Here is a 19,429-nt window from a genome sequence, read left to right as displayed (position 1 = left end):
TCATGGCGCCGGCGGACAGCGACGCGTACCCGCGGGGCGGGTGCTGGAACATGCGTGCTGGCGCAATAAGCGGCGACATGGCTTGAACATAGGCCCGATGCTGCAGTGCAGTCAACAGGTTCGTTTGAAACTTTCTACGGCTAGAAGTTGTAGGAGTCCACCCTGTGGGCGACCGGGTCGCCGCTTCGTCAGGCTGTCGCGCACAGGGTGCGCTCCCACAGGAAGGCTCAGTCTCTATGGCCCCAGCGCCAGCCCGGCGGCTCGCCCTTGAGCCAGCAGACCAGCACCAGGATGACGGTGAGCGCGCCTGCATAAAGAAGGAAGCCGCCCTGGTGATGCTGCGGCAACAGCCAGCGCACGCCCACGGCGAGCAGCGCGGCATAGGCGACGAGAACCAGCAGCCCCTGCCAGGTGCTGGGGAAACCCCAGCCCCAACCGTACCGTTTGGCGGGGAACCAGTAAGTCTTGTCGCCTTGCATGGCTTTGCCTCCGGGCAGGCCGTGGTGAACGCGCGGCGCAGTCTACGCCGCCGCGCGTTCGTCGCCAGTGCCTGATTCAGTGCGACAGATCGATGGCATAGACCGCCGTGCCGTCACCGTTGTCCTTCAGCTGGCGAATGTTCTTCAGGCCCGCCTCGCGCGCCACGTCCTGCTTGTTCGAGGCAGCCTTGAACACCACGTCGCCGCGCGTCTTCACCGGCACGAAATGCCAGGAGGCGGCGGGCAGGTCCCTGGCGGTCAGGGTCTTCTTCTGCTGCAGCCACTTGGCCAGGATTTCGCGGGCGCCGTCCGGAGCGGCCAGCACGATGTTGTTGCCGTCCAGGCCGGGGAAGTTGCCGCCGCCGCTGGCGCGGTAGTTGTTGGTGGCCACCACGAACGGCTGCTCCGGCGTCACCGGCTTGCCCTTGTAGCTGAGCTTGACGATGCGCTCGCCGGCCGGCTTGGTCACGTCGATCTGGTAGCTCAGGTCGCCCTGGATCTGGTCGAAGTTGTAGCCGGGCAGGCGGTCGCTGATCAGTTGCTGCTCGCCGTCCATGCCCGGGTCGATGCGGTTGAAGCGCTCGGCGGCCTTTTCCAGCCACGCCTTGAGGCCGGCGCCGTCCACTTTCACCGCCGAGAGCGTGTTGGGATAGAAGTACAAATCGGCCGCGCTGCGCAGCGTCAGCGGACCCACCGCGATATCGGTGTAGTCATCCGGACCGCCAAAGCCGGTGCGGAAGGCGGCAGCGGCCGAGAGCACCGGCAGCTTGGCCAGTTCCGGATGCGACTTGGGCAGCTCGCTTTGTACGTAGTCGCGCATCGCCGCATTGATCGGCGCCAGCGCGGTCATGTTGCCCTCGTCGGCGAAATAGCTGCTCAGATGCACACGCGTTTCGCCGATTGGCGTGTTGACGTACTGCACGGCCGCTTCGTGCGCCTGCTTGACCAGCGGCGCGATGGCCGGGTCGGCCGGCACGCAGTCGTTCTTCCTGGCGCAGATCGGGCGCACTTCGCTGTGCGTCTGGTTGTCGTCGATCACCCAGCGGCCGTCCTTGCGCTGCAGGGCCAGGTCGATCACGCCCAGGTCCTTGCCGAAGAAGCCGCCCATCACCGCCGGCTTGCCACGCACGAAGCCGCGCTCGGCGTCCACGTCCTTCATGCCCTTGTAGTGCGGGCCGGGGAACTCGGTGTGCGAATGACCGAGCAGCAGCACGTCGATGCCCGGGACGCCGGCCAGGTGCCAGCCGCCGTTCTCCATGTCGGGCGTATAGGGCGCGGTATTGAGGCCGCCGTGCAGCACGGCGACCACGATGTCCGGATGCTGCGCTTCCAGTTCCGGCAGATATTTCTGCGCCGCTTCGACCACGCCGGTGACGGTCACCTTGCCGGCCAGGTTCTGCTTGTCCCATTCCAGGATCGGCGGCGGCGTGAAGCCGATGATGCCGACTTTCAGCGGCACCTTGTGCGTGCTGCCGTCCGGGCCGGTGACGGTGATGTCCTTCTGCACCACCGTCCACGGCTTGAAGATCGGCGCGCCGTCGCGGGCGCTGTACACATTGGACAGCACCAGCGGGAAGTGCGGGCCGGCGCAGCGGTCGGCATGGCCGCCTTCCACGTTCATCGGGGTGCCGGTGACCTGGGAGAGGAAGCCCAGGCCGTAGTTGAATTCGTGGTTGCCGGCGGTGCCGCCGTCGTAGCCCATCGCGTCCATGGCGCGGTAGATGCTCAATTCCTCGCCGCAGCCCACCGGCTTCACCAGCGACTGGTAGTCGGCCAGCACGCTGCCCTGGATGGTGTCGCCGCTGTCGAACAGGAAGCTGTTCGGGTACTGGGCGCGGGCCCGGCGGATCAAGGTGGCTACCCGCTCGTAACCCACCGTGTCGTCTTCGCGCTGCTTGTAATAGTCGTAGCTGAGCACGTTGGAGTGGACGTCGGTGGTTTCCAGGATCGCCACCTGGGCGCGGCTGCCGTCGGGCAGGGCGGCGGCATGGCTGTTCGTCTGGCTGGCGGTCTGGCCGGCGCAGCCCGCCAAAACGGCAGCGGCGAGGGCGGCGAGGGGAAGAAGGCGGTGGGTCATCGGCCTGTCCATGGGGCGGCAAAAGGGGCAAGTCGGCAAACCTAGCAGATCGGCATGGCGGCTTGCCGGCGCAACGGCTGCTGAACCGCATAAGGGCGCCGTTTGGCCGTTGCCGGCCATTGTGCATGTGACAGTTGCAAGTCCGTAGAATTGCGCTCGAATGACACCGGGCCAAACAGGGGGCCTTTTCCACCATGCCGCAACCACTCACACGCTTTCTGCGAAGAACCGGACCTTGGCTGGTCGCGGCGGCCTTTTTCGTGTTTTGCATCAGCATGACCGCGCTGCGCGAGCCGGCGCTGCTGCAGCAGGCATTCGTGATCGCGCTGATGGTGTGCGCGTTCGGCGTGCTGCTGTCGGCCTTCGCGCGTCCGGCCACGGCGCTGGTGGTGAGCGGCGGCTTGTTCCTCGGGCTGAACTTCCTCTCGGTGATGAAGCTGCGCTATCTCGATTCGCCGCTGATGCCGGCGGACTTCGTCTACTACGCGCGCAGCAGCCTGCTCGAAACGCTGGGCCACTATCCGCACCTGTGGATGCTCTCGGTGGTGGTGGGTGTGGTGGCGCCGCTGGTGCTGTGGGCGGTGTGGCATTTCGACCGCCGCCTGCTGGCGCATCTCAGCCGCGGCCGTGCGTGGACCGTGCGCCTGAGCGGCATGGCGGTGTGGGCGTTCGCGTTCTGGGTGTGCCTGCTGCCGAACGGCCCGTTCGCCGAAGTGCATGCGAAGAACGTGTGGGAGAAACTCTCCGACGACGCGCAGATCACCAACTTCTTCGTCAACTTCAGCGATTCGGACGTCCGCATGCCGGACATGGGCGACGAAGCCCAGGCCGAGCAGGAGTGGGGTGCCACCGCATCCGGCGAGCCCGCGGCGATGCCGCGTTCGCCTGAGTCGTATCCGGACATCGTGCAGGTGCTGGAAGAAAGCACCTTCGATCCGTCCAACTTCACCAAGTGCAACATCCCCGAATGCCGCGTGTCGATGTTCAAGACGGATGTGCGCACGCGCTCGACCGGTCCCATGCGCGTGCACACCTTCGGCGGCGGCACCTGGGTGAGCGAGTTCGCCACGCTCACCGGCATGCCGCAGGACATCTTCGGCCCGGGCGGCATGTACGCACCCTACGTGCTGGCACCGCACGTGCAGGACAGCCTGCCGCGCCAGCTGCAGCGGCTGGGCTATCTCACCGTCGCGATCTACCCGACCAACGGCGCCTTCCTCAACGGCCGCAACGCGTACCGCGCCTACGGTTTCGACCAGTTCTACGACGCCACGCAGCTGGGCCTGGAAGAGTGGGAAGAGACCGACCAGCAGATGTTCGACGCCGCCAAGCGCGTCTACGACAAGGTGAAGAAGCCGGGCCAGCCGGTGTTCGTGATGATCCTGACGCTGGCGCAGCACGGCCCGCACGATACCGATCCGTTGTCGTCGCTGCCGGCGCCGTTCAACAAGGGTGTGCTCAAGGGCCTGCCGACGGCCGAATCGCTCAACTTCAACACGTACCTGTCGAACCTGCACAACTCCGATGTGGCGATGCGCAGCCTGGAACACGATTTCCTCGATCGCGCGCAACCCACGGTGCTGGTGCACTTCGGCGATCACCAGCCATCCTTCAGCGGATTGATCCGCTCGATGCCGCGCACCTGGCCGGATGAGCTGTCCTCGGTCAAGGACTATCTCACCTACTACATGATCAAGAGCAACTTCCAGGGCGCGCCGTTGCCGCGCTACCCGATGCTCGACATCGCGCTGCTGCCGAGCATGGTGTTGCAGGCGGCCGACCTGCCGACGGATCCGTATTTCTCGGCAGCCATTTCGCTGCGCACGCGTTGCAACGGTCTCTACACCGATTGCACGCAGCCGGGCCTGGTGAAGTCGTATCACGCGTGGATCTTCAACCGCCTGCACGTGTACGAGTAAGCGCCGGTATTCCAACTTTGGGAGCGCACCCTGTGCGCGACGCCTGACGGAGCGATAGCTCGATGCTGCGGCGGTCGCTCACAGGGTGGGTTCCTGCATGAGGGCTTTCGAACTTATGCGCGACAGCGGTGGTGGCAAATTACCGCTCCGTCAGGCGTCGCGCACAGGGTGTGCTCCCACAAAGGGAAGTGATGGGGGCGGTGTCAGACGGTGTAATGGATGCCTGAAATCCAGGTTTCCGTCACCGAGAGTTTGTCATCGAGCACCGCGAAGTCCGCATGCTGGCCCGCCACCAGGCGACCATGCGTGCGCTCGAGCCCCAGCCACGCGGCCGGATACGCACTCGCCATGCGTGAGGCCTCGGCCAGCGGCAGGCCGACCATGTTCACCAGGTTGCGCACGCCGGTCGCCATGTCCAGCGCGGAGCCGGCGAGCACGCCGTCGTCGCTCTGGCAGATGCCGTCGCGGGCAATGATGGTCTGGCCGTTGAGCACATATTCCGGACTGTCCGCGCCCACCGGCGGCATCGCGTCGGTGACCAGCACGCTCTTGCCCTTGGCTTTGGCGGCAATGGCCACGCGCAGCGCGACCGGATGCACGTGATGGCCATCCACGATCAAGCCGCACCAGCTGTGCGGATCGTCCAGCGCCGCGCCGACCACGCCGGGCTCGCGGCTGCCGAGCGGCGTCATCGCGTTGTAGAGATGGGTGAAGCCGGTGACGCCCGCGTCGAGCGCGGCACGCGTGGTGTCGTAGGTTGCCGCGGTATGGCCGGCGACCACGATCACGCCTGCTTCGCTGAGCTGGCGGATGGTATCGAGCGGCACTTCTTCCACGGCGAGCGTGAGCATCACCACGCCACGGCGATCGCGCGTGATCGCGGCGATGTCGTCGGCATCCGGCAGGCGGAACAGCTTGGCGTCGTGGATGCCCTTGCGCGCGGTGGCCAGGAACGGGCCTTCCAGGTGGATGCCGAGCACGCCCGGCACGCCTTGCTCGATGGCGGCATCGACCGCATCGAGCGCCTTGCGCATCACTTCGGCGGTATCCGTGATCAGCGTCGGCAGGAAGCCGGTGGTGCCGTACTTGCGATGCGCGGCGCCGATGGCGGCGAGTGCCTCCACCGTGGGCTCGGCATTGAACAGCACGCCGCCGCCGCCGTTGACCTGCACGTCGATGAAGCCAGGCAACAGCAGCTGACCCTTGAGATCGTGCTTGGTTGCGCCGCTGACGCGTGCATCGTCCGCGCGGGTGATCGCCTCGATGCGCTCGCCGCGCACCAGCACCGCCAAGCCTTCCTGCGGGCCGTGGTCGGCGAGTACGCGACCGTTGATGAGTGCGGTGAGTGGCGTGCCCATTACATCGTCTCCGTGACCTTGCGCAGATGCGGCGGTACGTCAGGATCGAAACCGCGTGCCAGCGACAGTGCGCTGGCGGCGCGATAGAAACTCTGCACGGCGAGCAGCGGCGTCACGATGGGCGCGATGTTGTCCGGCAGCGGCAGCTTGTCGGGATCGTGGTTGCCCGGCGCGGCGATGAAGACGCGGGCGCCGCGCGAGCGGAACTCGTTGGCTACCGCGATGGTGTTGTCCTGCGTGCCATCGCCCTGTGCGAAGAACAGCACCGGGAAGCCTTCGCCCACGATGGCCATCGGGCCGTGCTTCACTTCGGCGGCACTGAAAGCCTCGGCATGCAAGCCGCAGGTTTCCTTGAGCTTGAGCGCTGCTTCCAGCGCCGCGCCGAAACCGAAGCCACGACCGACCACGAACAGGCTGCTCGCGTTGGTGAGGCCCTTCACCATCGGACTCCAGTCGCAGTCCCAGCCACGACGCAGATCATCCGGCAGGCGATTGACCACTTCGTGCAGCGTCGCGTCGTTGCTCCAATGCGCGGTGAGCTGCAGCACGGCGGCCAGCGTGGCGAGGTAGCTCTTGGTGGCGGCCACGCTCAGCTCCGGGCCCGCACGCAGCGGCACGAAAGTGTCGGCCATCTGCGCCAGCGGGGAATCTTCCACGTTGACCAAGGCGACGACGTGGGCGCCGGCATCTTTCGCGGCCTGCGCGCTGCGCAGCAGGTCGGGGCTCTTGCCTGACTGCGAGATGGCGACGAACAAGGCGCCATCCATATGCAGGTCGGCATCGTAGATGGACGAGATGGACGGCGAGGCCGATGCGGTGATCAAACCCAGGCGGGTTTCGAACACATACTTGGCATAGGCGGCGGCGTGATCGGAGCTGCCGCGCGCGCAGGTGACGATGAAGCGGGGCGGCTTGGCCCGCAGCTGCTCGCCGAGCGTCTTCAGGATCGGCGCGTTCTCGCGCAGTTGACGCTCGACCACGGCGGCCGCCTCGTGGGCCTCGCGGTACATCAAAGTGGAGCTGGCTTCTTTCATCGTCCTATCTCGGTGACATGCACGAGGCGCATGCCGCGAGGCCAAGGTGCGCTAGCGCGACCTCAACCCTTGCGGGGCGCCGGGGTTTGCGGTGGCGCGGTGGAACCGCGCACGACCAGTTCGGGTACAAAACATTCGCTGTGCGGCAGCTCGACCGCCGCGCCAGCCTTGCGCTGCAATTCGGCCATCAGCTGCAGCGCCGCATGGCGGCCGATATCGCTGGTGGACTGCCGCGCGGTGGTGAGCGCAGGCCATGCCTGCTTGGAGAACGGGCTGTCCTCGAAGCCGGCGATGGACAGCCCCCACGGCACATCCACGTTGCTCGAACGTGCCGCCGCGAGCACGCCGGCCGCGATTTCGTCGTTGCTGCCGAAGATCGCGGTCGGTGGATCCTTCAGCGCCAGCAGCTTGCGGGCACCACGGAAACCGTCGTCGAACGCATAACGGCCGGGCAGCACCAGCTTCTTGTCGAGCGGCAGGCCGTAGTCGCGCAATGCGTCGGCATAGCCCTGGTAACGCTCCGGGCTGGACCGGTGATGCGGTTCGCCCCACAGGAAGCCGATGCGCTTGTGACCCATCTGGATCAGGTGTTCGGTGATCGCGTAAGCGGCGCTACGGTCGTCGATGTAGACGCACGGTGCGCCGTCATGAGGATCGTCGCGCGAGGAAATGATGCGCACGAAGCTGATGTCGTTGGCGATCAGCGTATTGACCAGCTCGGCCTGCTCGGACATCGGCGGCGCCAGCACCAGGCCGGCCAGGCGATTGCGTTCCACCAGCGCGCACAACTCCGCCGCCAGATCGGGCGAGGTCGAATCGCACGGATGGATCAGCAGGCCGAAGCCACGCTCGCGACAGGCCGACAACACGCCGTCCTGCATGCTGATCACGTAGTGCGCGTTCGGGTTGTCGTAGACCAGCCCGATCGCGTAGGCATGCGTGCTGCGCAGGCCGCGCGCGGAAGGATTGGGCTGATAGCCCAGGGCCTCGATTGCGCGCTCGACCTTTTCGCGCGTATCGGCGCGAACCGATGCCTCGTGATTGATCACGCGCGAGACGGTCTTGAGCGAAACGCCGGAACGCTTGGCGACGTCCTTGATGGTGGGGTTGCGCAACACAAGAAACTCCGGCTATCGGTAAGTAGCGGCATCGTAGCCCAGCGGGGCCTTGCCCGGCGGCGCGGAAGGCGCCGGCCGAGGCTTCAGCGCGCGTGCTGGCCGACGCGATGCCCCCTCACGCCGTAGTAGAGGATGTACAGGTAGCAGGGCACCATCAGGACCATGAATACCAGCTGGAAGTTGAAGTACTGCTTCAGGTGCACGAACAGCTGCGGCACCAGCGCGCCGCCGGCGATCGCCATGATCAGCAGCGCCGAGCCGCGTTCGGTAAGGCGGCCCAGGCCGTGGATGGCCAGCGGGAAGATCGCCGGCCACATCATGGCGTTGGCGAAACCCAGGGCGGCGACGAAACCCACCGAGGTATGGCCGGTGGTGATGTACGCGCCCAGCGTGAACAGCACGCCGAGCACCGCCGATACCGCCAGGTAGCTTTGCTGCGAGATGAAGCGGGGAATCAGCACCAGGCCCGCGAGGTAACCGCCGAGCATGGCGATCAGCGTGTACGAGGTGAAGTGCTTGGTCTCGTCCAGCGGCAGGCCGAAACCCTGGCCGTAGGTACCGATGGCGTCGCCCGCCATCACTTCCACGCCCACGTAGAGGAACAGGCACAGCACGCCCAGCCACAAGTGCGGGAAGCTGAAGATGCCGCCCTTGGCATGGCCGATATCCGCTTCGGCGTTTGCACCCGAGGGTTTGATCTCCGGCAGCGGCGAGCGCACCACCCAGATCGCCAGCACCACCAGCAGGCCGGCCATGATCATGTACGGCATGTGGATCTTGGCGGCGAATGCGTTGAGCAGCGCCTCCCTTGCCTCGGGCGAGGCGGCGTCCTTGACCTGCTGGTCGAAGGTGTCGATACCCGACAAGACCAGCGCGCCGAACACGAACGGCGCCAGCGCACCGGCCACCTTGTTGCAGATGCCCATGAAGGCGATGCGCTGCGCGGCGCTGTCGATCGGGCCGAGAATGCTGATGTACGGATTGGAAGCGGTCTGCAGCAGCGCGAGGCCCGCGCCGATCACGAACAGGCCGGCCAGCGCCGGATAGAAGATGCGCATGCTGACGAACTGGCCGAACAGCACCGCGCCAATCGCCATCACGAACAACCCCAGGCCCATGCCCTTCTTCATGCCGGTGCGGCGAAGCACGCTCGACGCAGGAATGGCCAGGAAGAAGTACGAAAAATAGAACACCAGCGGTACGAAGAAAGCGGACACGTCATCGACGTTGAAGGCGAGCTTCACGAAGGTGATCAGCGGACCGTTGAGCCAGGTCACGAAGCCGAAAATGAAGAACAACACGCCGATGATCAGCATCGGCACCACGCTGGATGAGCGTGGCTCGCCAGCGGCAAGCGTAGTGGCAGACATGGATGGACTTACTCCCCGCGGATGGCCGCTGAACGATGGACCAGCACAGGTCCGATTCCCCCTCAAAGCCCCTCCCTCGCTGTGAAACAGAGGGAGAGATGAGCGTTTATCGACGCTATGCGTAACGTTGTCAAATTCTGACACGAGTGAGCCATCCAAAGGTGCACAAGGCGAGGATCGCAAGGATCGCGTTCGGGCACCCTCGTGCTGCGTCGCAATAGGGGTGATATGGCCCCGAGGCAGCGCCTCACGTTAGTTAAAAAATGCTTTATTTACATGGTGTTGCACCGCATCATGATCTTGCGTTGAGGGCGTCATTTGCTGCGATTGCTGGCCTGCGCCAAACCCTTGTTTCGCATGAAAAAACGGTCTGTTGACAACGTTGTCATGCGAGTCAAGACTCGGGTCAAAATCGGGTCGCAGGCAGGGCAATGCGACACAGGAATGACGAGGGGATGACGGTGGCGCAAAGCAGTAACCACAGTCTGGAGGCGCGTCGGCTGCCGCTCCCGTCGGGGGCGTTTCTCGCCGCCGACGTCGGAGGAACGCACGCTCGCATCGGGCTGGTCAGCCGCGATCCGGACGGCACGCGTCCGGTGACGGTGCTGCAGTACCACCGCTATGCGTGTGCGGACTGGCCGAGCCTCACTGCCGTGCTGCAGGACTTCGTGGGCCAGCTCGATCACTCGGTGCATGTGAGCCGTTGCGCGGTCGCCAGTGCCGGCTATGTGCTGGGCGACGCCATCGTCAACGACAACTTGCCCTGGCCGGTCTCCATCCGCGATATCCGCGACAGCCTGGGCATCGAACAGCTCGCGGTCGTCAACGATTTCGAAGCGGTGGCCTATGCCACCCAGTTCCTCAGCCAGGCCGACACTACCGCGGTGATCGAAAGCGAGGCACCGCCCGCCGACGGTCCGGTGCTGGTGATGGGTCCGGGCACTGGCCTGGGTTCGGCGGTGCTGTTGCCGGGCAAGCCGCACGCCACCGTGCTGGCCACCGAAGCGGGCCAGATCGCGCTGGCGCCGGGCAACGAACGCGAGATCGAGATTCTTCGCACGCTGTCGCGCGATCGCGCCTATGTGTCGTTCGAACACGCGCTGTCGGGTCCCGGCTTGCTCAACCTCTATCGCGCGCTGTGCACGCTGCGCGGCCAGGCCCCGGTGCTCACGCTGCCGAGCCAGGTGACGCAGTCGGCGCTGGAGCGCAGCGACGAAGCGGCCGTGGAAGCCCTGGATGTGTTCTGCGGTTTGCTCGGCAGCTTCGTGGGCGACCTGTGTCTGCTGTACGGCGCGCGCGGCGGGGTGTTCCTGGCCGGCGGGATTCTTCCGCAGATCCGCGAAGCGTTGCTTGCCAGCAGTTTCCGCCAGCGCTTTTTCAACAAAGGCGTGATGCGCGCCTTCCTGCAACAGGTTCCCGTACGACTGATGGAGCACGGCCAGCACGGTGTGATCGGTGCCGCCGGGCTGTTTCTGGATTTGCAAGACGGCTCAAGCGCCTTCGCGGGCTCTCGCGCCGGGGAGAGCGCAGTAACCAGGTAGGACCCATCAACTAACCGGGCGCAAGCCCATCGCCACGCCGCAGCCGGACGTCCCACAGCGCCCGCTGCAGAAACGCCTTCGAGGGGAGGATCTCATGTCACACCGCAAGACTCTGCTAGCAGCCAGCATCATCGCCGGCCTGTGTTTGGTTGGCTCCATCCACGCGCAGGACGCGACCAAGACCAGCGGCCCGGCCGCCCAGTCGTCGTCGTCCGACCAGGCCACCGCTGACCAGGCCAAGGCCAAGCAGCTGGAAACCGTCACCGTTACAGGTATCCGCGCGAGCCTGCAGGCGTCGATGGACACCAAGCGCAATGCCGACGCCATCGTCGATGCGATCACCGCCGAAGACATCGGCAAGTTCCCCGCCAGCAACGTGGCCGAAGCCCTGGCCCAGGTTCCGGGCGTCACGCTCGATCGCCAGTTCGGCGCGACCCAGCGCGTCAGCATCAACGGCATGGATCCCAGCCTCAACCTCACGCTGCTCGATGGTCACCCGGTGGCGCAGGCGGTATGGCTGTACGATGACGCGCCGAACCGCGGCTTCAACTTCTCGCTGCTCGCGCCGGAAGTGATCGGCAACCTCGAGATCTACAAGAGCCCGGAAGCCCGCCTGGCGGAAGGCGCGCTTGGCGGCACCATCATCATGCACACGATCAAGCCGCTGGACGTGCCGTCCAATACGCTGACCGGTTCGTTCGGCGTGAACTACAACGACATGGTCGAGAGCAGCCGTCCGTCGGGCTCGGTGTTCTACAGCTGGCATAACGACGCCAAGACCTTCGGCGTCGACGTATCGGCCCAACACTACGAGCAGTTCCAGAACCGCGAAGGCATGGAAGTGTTCGGCTATTCCACGGTGTCCTCGTTGGCTACCGGCAACGCGGCGCTGCAGAACGAGATTGCCGCCGGCAAGATCAAGGGCTCGGACCTGGTGCCGCAGGAAGTCAACGCGGCCAACTTCGAGCAGACCGAGAAGCGCGACAGCGTCACCAGCAACATCCAGTGGAAGCCGACCGAAAACCTGGGCTTCAACCTGGGCCTGATGTACGCGCGCGACAACCTCAGCAACGTCAACCAGTCGATGTATCCGTGGGCGGCCAATTCGCCGGCCGGCATCACCTCGCTGACCGAAGGCCCCAACGGCATCATCACCGGCGGCACCCAGGCCGGTACGCCGTGTGTCAACGACCTCGCCTGCGCCAGCACCGCGCACACCTATACCGACAACAACGCACGCAAGTCGGTCATCACCACCAAGGGTGTGGACCTGTCGGGCGAGTACAAGGGTGACGGCTGGCGCCTGAGCGGCCAGGCCGGCGTGAGCGTCTCGCGCAACCCGATGGAACAGGCGGTGAAGGAAATCTTCTACGGCGGCGGCTACAGCTGGTCGCTGAACAAGGGCGCGCAGTTCGACGATCCCTCCACCGCCAACGATCCCAACTACTGGGCCGACAACGGCTGGGCAGGCAACCTGGGCAAGGAGCTCTACAAGGCTAAGGACACTTACGGTCAGCTCGATTTCACCAAGGACTTCGACGGTTTCCTCAACTCCATCAGTGTCGGCGCGCGTTACGCCTCGCACTGGGAAAGCCAGACCCTCAACGTGTTCACCGGCGCGCAGACGCTCACGCTCAGCCAGATCGGCTTCGGCGGCCTGACCGACCTGTCCGGTTCCAAGGATCTTGGCCTGAGCCAGAGCATGGTCCAGCACGTGCAGACCGCTGGCGCGCAGGCCATCTTCGATGCCATCCAGAACAGCCCGGGCTTCGGCACGGTGCAGGATCCCAACTCGTACTGGGACAACACCTTCGCCATCCAGCAGCAGAACACGGCGGGTTACCTGCAGGCCAACTTCGGCAACGACAACCTGCATGGCAACATCGGCGCGCGCTTCGTGCACACCCAGAACACCAGCAGCGGTTGGGTGATCCCTGCACCGTGCGCCACGGCGGACGTCTGGGGCTGCGACTTCCCGAGCGGCTTCGGTTACATCACGCAGAAGAGCACGCATAACGACTGGCTGCCGTCGTTCAACATCGCCTACAACGTCACGCCGGACATCATCCTGCGCGGCGCGGGCTCGGAGACCATCGCGTACGCGCCGTACAACCAGATGGCGCCGTATTTCGCCGCCAACGACACGGTGCTGACGGCCTCGGCCGGCAACCCGAACGTCAACCCGTACCGCGCCGTCAACTGGGACGGTTCGGCCGAGTGGTACTTCAACCCGCAGTCGATGGTGGCTGTGTCGTTCTTCTACAAGAACGTGCTCAACTACATCGTCAACAAGGCCACCTTCCAGGAACGCGTCAATGGTTCGTGGACGCTGCCGGGCTTCGCCGATGGCCTGACCGGCCAGTCGCTGGTCGCTTCGGGCCAGTGCACCACGGCAGGCATCTGCAACTACAGCGTCTCCGCGCCGGAAGATGGCGGCCGCGCCACCGTCAAGGGCGGCACCATCAGCTACCAGCAGGCGTATGGCTACGGCTTCGGTCTGCGTGCCAACTACACGTACTCGGACGCCAACACCAAGAGCGGCGGTGCCCTCCCGTACAACTCCAAGAACTCGTACACGGTGGCCCCGTACTACGAAGAAGGCCCGTACAGCGCCAGCCTGGCCTACAGCTACCGTTCCAGCTACCTCGCCGGTGGTTACGTGGCCGGTGCCGCGCCGACCTATATCGACGGCTTCAAGGAACTGGACGCGACGCTGGGTTACCAGATCAACCAGAACTTCTCGGTCACCCTCAACATGCTCAATCTGCTGAACTCCAAGTACTACGCGTACCTGGGCAGCAAGACGCAGCTGGCGAACGAGTACGTGACCGGTCGCCAGTACATGCTCAAGGCCAACTTCAAGTTCTGATCCTGATTAAAAGCAACTCCCCGCTAAGGGCCTGGCGTCTTGCCAGGCCCTCTTTTTATGCGCGGATTCGTCATTCCGGCGCAGGCCGGAATCCAGTAGCGGTCCGTTCCGGTTATCGCGCTGGCAGTGAGGTCTTCGTCTTTTGTGTCGCGAAAATCGCGATGCACCGCTACTGGATTCCGGCCTGCGCCGGAATGACGGGCGGGCGGCGTTGCCCTGGTGCGTTGTGCTTAGTCGAGCGTACCGGCGCCGAAGCGCTCGTCGGTGTGCTGCGTGGCAGCCACGCGCAGTGCGATGGACAGCGCGCGAACCACATCGTGTTGGCTCATGCTCGGCGCATTCGGAAAACGAGCGGCCTGCGAAGGCAGGTAAGGGATATGGATGAAGCCCGCCCGCAGGTGATGGTGTTGCGCGGCCAGATGCAGCATCAGGTAGGCCACGTGGTTGCATACGAACGTGCCCGCGGTGTTCGACACTTCGGCCGGCAGGCCTTCGGCGAGCAAGGCCTTCAGCATCGACTTGATCGGCAGCGTGCTGAAGTAAGCGGCAGGGCCGTCGGCGACGATGGCTGCGTCGATGGGCTGTGCGCCCGCGTTGTCCGCAATGCGCGCGTCCTGCACATTGATCGCCACGCGTTCCAGCGAGACGCGACTGCGTCCACCGGCCTGGCCCACGCCAAGCAGGATGGCTGGCTCGACCTCATCCACGGCCAGCGCCAGCTCGCGTTGCGAGTCGGCGAAGATGGTCGGCAGCAGGCGTGTTACCACGCGATGACCGCCGATGTGCTTGCCGTCGAGTTCGCGCACCGCCTCCCACGAGGGGTTGATGTCCTCGTTGCCGAAGGGAGTGAAGCCGGTCAGGAGGATGCGCGGTTGGGAAGTCATGGTTGCAATGCTCGGGTCGTGCGGCGCGGTCAGCGGAACACCAGCGCCCACATGATCAGGAAGGTGGCGACGAAGATGCCGGCGGCGCTCCATGCCTGCGCGCGGATCACGCCGTAAGGGTTGCGCAGTTCCAGCAAGGCGGCCGGCACCAGGTTGTAGTCGGCGGCCATCGGCGTGAGCAGCGTGCCGCAATAGCCACACAGCATGCCCATGGAACCCAGGATGGCCGGGCTCGCACCGTAGCGATGCACCAGCAGCGGCAGGCCGATGCCGGCCATCATCACCGGGAACGCGGCAAACGCATTGCCCATGATCACGGTGAACAACACCATGCCCAGCGCGAACACCAGCAGGCAGAGGAAGGCATTGCCTTCCGGCAGGATCATCTGTGCCAATGCCGAAATGGCGGCGCCGACGCCGCTCTGCGTGAACACTTCGCCCAGCGCGGCCAGCAGCAGCGGCAACAGCGCCGCCCAGCCGATGGCATCGAGCAGGCGGCGACCTTCCGACAGGCCTTGATGAAGCGGCGCCTGCGCCACGCGCGCAGCGGCAAATACTGCAATGACGCAGGCGAGTGCGAGTCCGGTCAAGGTCATCTGCGGCTTGGCGAACAGCGCGTGGCCGCCGATCGAGAGATGTTCTCCCACCAAGGCGACCAGCAAGGTCACCAGCGGAATCAGCAAGGCCGGCACGAACAGCTTGTGGCCAAGGCGGATAGCCGAGGCAAGCCGCGCGGAAGCGCTCGCGGTTTCCGGATGCGCCTGGCGTCGCAGGCGGGGCGCAAGCAGTGCCAGTGCAATGACCATGCAGCCGGCGATCTGCGACGGCAGCGCGTTGCCGGCCTTCTGCTGCGCCAACACGGCGTCGCCGCCGACGAAGAGCAGGCCGAGCAGGGCCCAGAATGTCGCGCGCGCCAGCTGGCGGTCGCGCGCATTGCGCCATGCGGTGTAGAACAGGAAGGCGGCAATCAGCCAGTACGCATATTCGATACGCAGCATGCTCAGGCTTCCTGCTCGCGACGGCTGGCTTGCGCGCGTCGTTGCAGGCGGCGCTGGAACAGCCACACGCGCACCGACTGGATCACAAAGGCGACGATGGCGGTGGGCAGTGCCCACAGGGCAATCGACAACGGCGAGAGGTCGATGCCGTGCTGCGCATAGAAGCCCTGGATCAACAGCACCGCTCCCAGCGCGATGAACACGTCCTCGCCGAAGAAGCGGCCGATGTTGTCGGTGGCGGCAGCGACGGCGCGCACTTCGTCGCGCTCGGCGTCGTTCAAACCCGGATGGATCTTCTCGGCAGCCGCTTCGCTCATCGGCGCGAGCAAGGGACGCACGGTCTGCGCGGCGCCGGCCACGCCGGTGAGACCGAACATGGCGAGCACTTCGCGCACCAGCAGATAACCGATCAGCAGCCGCGCCAGCGTCATGCCGCGCAATCGCGCCATCCATTGCTGCGCATGCTCGCGCAAGCCGGCGTGTTCGAGCAGCCCGATGGCGGGCAGGGTGAGCACGAACAGCATCAGCATGCGCGAGGACACGAAGCTCTTGCCCAGCAGCGCGAGCAGCTCGGGTGGATGCAGGCCGGCCAGCAAGCCGCTGACCAGCGCCGCACAAACCACCACGGGAACCGCATTGAAGCGCAGTGCAAAGCCGATGACGATGACCGCGACGCCGAGCAGCGGCCAGTAATTCATGCGCGCGCCTCCGTGGCGTGCGGGGCGGCGATGGCGATGCCGGCGGCCTCCAGCGCTGCGCGCAGCTGGCGGGCGAAGGCGACGGCGTGCTCGCCGTCGCCGTGCACGCACAAGGTGTCGGCCTGCAGCACGACGATACTGCCGTCGACCGCGCGAACCTGGCCTTCGCGGGCCATCGCCATGGCCTGCGCGATCGCCTCGTCGCTTTCCTGGATCACCGCATCGGGCTCGCGTCGGGGCTGCAGCGAGCCGTCGGATCGGTAGCGGCGATCCGCAAAGGCTTCGGCAGCGACCGGAATGCCGGCGGCGATGCCGGCATCGATCAGCGCTGAGTTGGCCAATCCGAACAAGCGCAACGACGGATCGAAATCGCGCACGGCACGGGCAATCGCCGCGGCCAGTTTCGCGTCGCGTGCCGCCATGTTGTACAGCGCGCCGTGCGGCTTCACGTGGCACAGGCGCGTGCCCGCCGCCTGCGCGAAGGCCTGCAGCGCGCCGATCTGATAAAGCGTCATGGCGTAGGCTTCGTTCGGCGTCACCACCATCTCGCGTCGACCGAAGCCTTGCAGGTCGGGCAGCGAGACATGCGCACCGATCGCCACGTCATGCTGCACGGCCAGCGCCACGGTGCCGCGCATGATGTCCGGATCGCCGCCGTGGAAACCGCAGGCGATATTGGCGGAGCTGACGATGGCCAGCAGCGCGGCGTCGTCGCCCATGCGCCACGCGCCATAGGATTCGCCCAGGTCGCTGTTGATGTCGATGGTCTTGGCGGTGGCACTCTTCATGCGGATTCCAGACGTTGTTCGATGCGTTGTAGCAGGCGTCGCAGCGCGGCCTCCCGTTCGCCGAGGCGTTGCAAGGCCTCGTCCAGGGTGGTCTCGCGGAAGGATACGGTATCGCCCGGCCGCCGCTGCGCGAGACGCGGCAGATCCACCGCGGCGAGTTGGCCGATGCGCGGATAGCCGCCGGTCACCGGCGCTTCGGCCAGCAACAGGATGGGCTGGCCGGAGGGTGGCAGTTGCAGGGTGCCGGGCAAGGTCGCTTCGGAGATCAATTCCAGCGACTGGCGCAGCTGCAGCGGGGCGCCATCCAGACGGCAGCCGGTGCGGTTGCTGTCCTTGCTGAGCATGAAGCGCTGTGAGAACAGCGCGCGTTGCGAGGCCTCGTCCAGCGCATCCGCATGATGGCCGCGCAGCAGCGCGAGCGGTGCGCGCTCATAGTCGAGCCACGGTTGCGGATCGAGTCCCCAGCGCAGCGCTTGCATGCCCTGCGTGGACTGGAACCAGGGGGCGGCAGCGTGTTCGCCGATGGCGAGCATGTCGCCGGCCTGCACGGCCTTGCCTTGCAGCGGGCCCACGCCCGCATGCAGGTCGGTGCTGCGGCTACCCAGCACCGGCGTGCAGTCGAAACCGCCGCGCACGGCCAGATAGCTGCGGCAACCATGACGCATGCCGCCCAGGCGAAGCACGCTGCCGGCAGGAAGGAAACAGGAGGTCCACGCGGGCAGCGCCTGGCCCTCCACGCGACCTTCGATAAGCCCGCCGGTCAACGCCACCACGGCGTCCTGCTGAAAGCGCAGGGTGGGTCCGGCCAGCGTGATCTCCAGCACCGCTTCGTCGCCCGCGTTGCCGACCAGGGCATTGGCCAGCTGCATGGAGGGTTCGTCCACCGCGCCGGCGCGGCCCAACCCGAGTTGGGCATAACCGCGACGCCCCGCATCCTGCAGGCTGGTGAGCAATCCGGGCTTGATGACCTCGATGCTCACAGTCCTGCACTCGCGGCAAGCCGTTCGTACTCGCGTTCGTCGATGGCGCGGAAGCGCACGTGGTCGCCCGGCTGGAGCAGGGAAGGCGAGGCGGCGGCGAGATCGAACAGGCACACCGGCGTGCGGCCAATCAGATGCCAGCCGCCGGGCAGCGCCTGCGGGTAGATGCCCGTCTGCTGCCCGCCGATGGCAACGCTGCCGGCGGGCACGCGGATGCGCGGATGGCTTCGGCGCGGCACGGCGAGCGCGTGGTCTAGGCCCAGCAGATAGGGGAATCCCGGCGCAAAACCCAGCATGGCGACGCGATAGAGCGCCGCTACATGGCGCCTGACCACCTCGTCTGCCGACATGCCCGCATGCGCCGCGACTTCGTGCAGATCCGCGCCCGCATCGCCGCCATAGCAGACGGGGATGCTCACTTCGCGCGGCGTCTTCCCGGTCAATGAGCCCGCATCCCACGCCGCAGCGATCGCTGCGCGCAGGCGCTCGGCGCTGAAGCGGCCATCGTCGCCCAGCCATTGCGCCACATCGAAACGCAGCAACAGGCTGGCATAGGCCGGCACGCATTCCACGCCGCCAAGATTCGCCTGCAATCGCGCGGCGGCGGCGTGCACGCGGTCGTTCACGGCGGCGTCGATCCTGTCGCCAAAGCGCAACAGCCACGCGTCCTCGGCCAGTGCTTCGATCGGTAGGTCGGCCAGTGCAAAGGTCACGCGCACGGCTTCCCGAACTCGCTGGAGGGCATCGACAGACGTGCGTTTCGTGGGCGGGGATGAGTCACCCGCGAAGTGTTGCAGAACAGACCGGGTTTGCCGACTTGCACCGCGACAGTTTCGGAGCGGCGTTGAATCGGCGGCGACGATCGCAAGGCCGCACTGAAAATCACCGTGCTATCGCACGCCTTTGCGATGCGCGTGGCGCAGCTTCATGTGCCGGACGAGTGCCGGTTCCGGGAACTTGCGTCGTGCGCTCCTGCGATCCGCCTGCTTCGCAACGTTGTCAAATGGATGCGGTTTCAACTGCCGCGACAACCAAAACGAGGCCGGGAATCCCCCCATTTTGAGTCGGAAATGGCCCGTCTGAGTCAGGCTTCACGGGGGCCGTCATGGCGCAATGCGAGAAACCTTTCCAATCGCTAAAAAATACCGATAAACCATTGATCAATATGTACTTGTACGGGTGTATTGGAGGGGTCTGGCGGGACCGGTTCAGGGTGGATGTTGCCCTGCCGCATAGGTCTCTCCGCGAACTTCGCGGCGGATTGTTGACAACGTTGTCAACCATTACCCAGACTCCGGTCAAAGAGGGTCGGTTCA

At 65.6% G+C, this 19,429-nt stretch carries 15 protein-coding genes; 3 read left to right on the top strand and 12 right to left on the bottom strand.

Annotation, left to right across the window (positions count from 1 at the left end):
• Positions 1–227: 227 nt before the first annotated feature.
• Both ISP20_RS20075 and ISP20_RS20070 read right to left on the bottom strand, forming a co-directional pair.
• The gene (locus tag ISP20_RS20075) at positions 228–479 is read right to left on the bottom strand and encodes a hypothetical protein (protein WP_204637925.1); all 252 of its coding nucleotides are present in this window, start codon (positions 477–479) and stop codon (positions 228–230) included.
• Between the two features lie 76 nt (positions 480–555).
• Positions 556–2,556: a bifunctional 2',3'-cyclic-nucleotide 2'-phosphodiesterase/3'-nucleotidase gene (locus ISP20_RS20070; RefSeq protein WP_204637924.1), complete on the bottom strand. Its 2,001-nt coding sequence runs from the start codon at positions 2,554–2,556 to the stop codon at positions 556–558.
• Between the two features lie 275 nt (positions 2,557–2,831).
• On the opposite strand from ISP20_RS20070, the gene ISP20_RS20065 reads away from it, so the two are divergent.
• Complete coding sequence (locus ISP20_RS20065) at positions 2,832–4,475, top strand: LTA synthase family protein (protein ID WP_338031039.1); 1,644 nt, start codon at positions 2,832–2,834, stop codon at positions 4,473–4,475.
• 203 nt (positions 4,476–4,678) lie between these two features.
• On the opposite strand, the gene nagA is transcribed toward ISP20_RS20065, so the two are convergent.
• From nagA to ISP20_RS20045, 4 genes are all read right to left on the bottom strand, one after another.
• Complete coding sequence (gene nagA, locus ISP20_RS20060; protein ID WP_204637922.1) at positions 4,679–5,833, bottom strand: N-acetylglucosamine-6-phosphate deacetylase; 1,155 nt, start codon at positions 5,831–5,833, stop codon at positions 4,679–4,681.
• The gene (locus tag ISP20_RS20055; protein ID WP_204637921.1) at positions 5,833–6,867 is read right to left on the bottom strand and encodes an SIS domain-containing protein; all 1,035 of its coding nucleotides are present in this window, start codon (positions 6,865–6,867) and stop codon (positions 5,833–5,835) included. The genes nagA and ISP20_RS20055 overlap by 1 nt, the downstream gene beginning before the upstream one ends.
• Positions 6,868–6,929: 62 nt before the next feature.
• Complete coding sequence (locus tag ISP20_RS20050; RefSeq protein WP_204638016.1) at positions 6,930–7,982, bottom strand: LacI family DNA-binding transcriptional regulator; 1,053 nt, start codon at positions 7,980–7,982, stop codon at positions 6,930–6,932.
• 86 nt (positions 7,983–8,068) lie between these two features.
• Positions 8,069–9,355 (bottom strand): sugar MFS transporter, encoded by a 1,287-nt coding sequence (locus tag ISP20_RS20045; RefSeq protein ID WP_204637920.1) that lies wholly within the window; start codon positions 9,353–9,355, stop codon positions 8,069–8,071.
• A gap of 431 nt (positions 9,356–9,786) precedes the next feature.
• Here ISP20_RS20045 and glk point away from each other — a divergent pair, with 431 nt between their 5' ends.
• A complete protein-coding gene (glk, locus tag ISP20_RS20040; protein ID WP_425490876.1) occupies positions 9,787–10,896 on the top strand; it encodes a glucokinase in 1,110 nt (369 codons plus the stop codon).
• A gap of 94 nt (positions 10,897–10,990) precedes the next feature.
• Positions 10,991–13,765, top strand: a complete 2,775-nt coding sequence (locus tag ISP20_RS20035; protein WP_204637919.1) for a TonB-dependent receptor — start codon at positions 10,991–10,993, stop codon at positions 13,763–13,765.
• A 230-nt stretch (positions 13,766–13,995) separates the two neighbouring features.
• Here the strand turns inward: ISP20_RS20035 and pcp are convergent, their stop codons facing one another.
• From pcp to pxpB, 6 genes are read right to left on the bottom strand one after another with little or no spacing between them, the layout of a single operon-like run.
• Complete coding sequence (pcp, locus tag ISP20_RS20030; RefSeq protein ID WP_204637918.1) at positions 13,996–14,649, bottom strand: pyroglutamyl-peptidase I; 654 nt, start codon at positions 14,647–14,649, stop codon at positions 13,996–13,998.
• A 29-nt stretch (positions 14,650–14,678) separates the two neighbouring features.
• On the bottom strand, positions 14,679–15,647 hold the full coding sequence (locus ISP20_RS20025; RefSeq protein WP_204637917.1) for a 5-oxoproline transporter, DUF979 family subunit: 969 nt from the start codon (positions 15,645–15,647) through the stop codon (positions 14,679–14,681).
• A gap of 2 nt (positions 15,648–15,649) precedes the next feature.
• On the bottom strand, positions 15,650–16,345 hold the full coding sequence (locus ISP20_RS20020; RefSeq protein ID WP_204637916.1) for a DUF969 domain-containing protein: 696 nt from the start codon (positions 16,343–16,345) through the stop codon (positions 15,650–15,652).
• Positions 16,342–17,133 (bottom strand): LamB/YcsF family protein, encoded by a 792-nt coding sequence (locus ISP20_RS20015; RefSeq protein ID WP_204637915.1) that lies wholly within the window; start codon positions 17,131–17,133, stop codon positions 16,342–16,344. The genes ISP20_RS20020 and ISP20_RS20015 overlap by 4 nt, the downstream gene beginning before the upstream one ends.
• On the bottom strand, positions 17,130–18,113 hold the full coding sequence (locus tag ISP20_RS20010; RefSeq protein WP_204637914.1) for a 5-oxoprolinase/urea amidolyase family protein: 984 nt from the start codon (positions 18,111–18,113) through the stop codon (positions 17,130–17,132). The genes ISP20_RS20015 and ISP20_RS20010 overlap by 4 nt, the downstream gene beginning before the upstream one ends.
• Positions 18,110–18,826, bottom strand: a complete 717-nt coding sequence (gene pxpB / locus ISP20_RS20005) for a 5-oxoprolinase subunit PxpB (protein ID WP_204637913.1) — start codon at positions 18,824–18,826, stop codon at positions 18,110–18,112. The genes ISP20_RS20010 and pxpB overlap by 4 nt, the downstream gene beginning before the upstream one ends.
• Positions 18,827–19,429 lie beyond the last annotated feature (603 nt).

It is taken from the genome of Dyella kyungheensis, from assembly GCF_016905005.1.
GTDB lineage: Bacteria > Pseudomonadota > Gammaproteobacteria > Xanthomonadales > Rhodanobacteraceae > Dyella > Dyella kyungheensis.
This window is presented reverse-complemented; position numbering and strand designations above follow the sequence as displayed.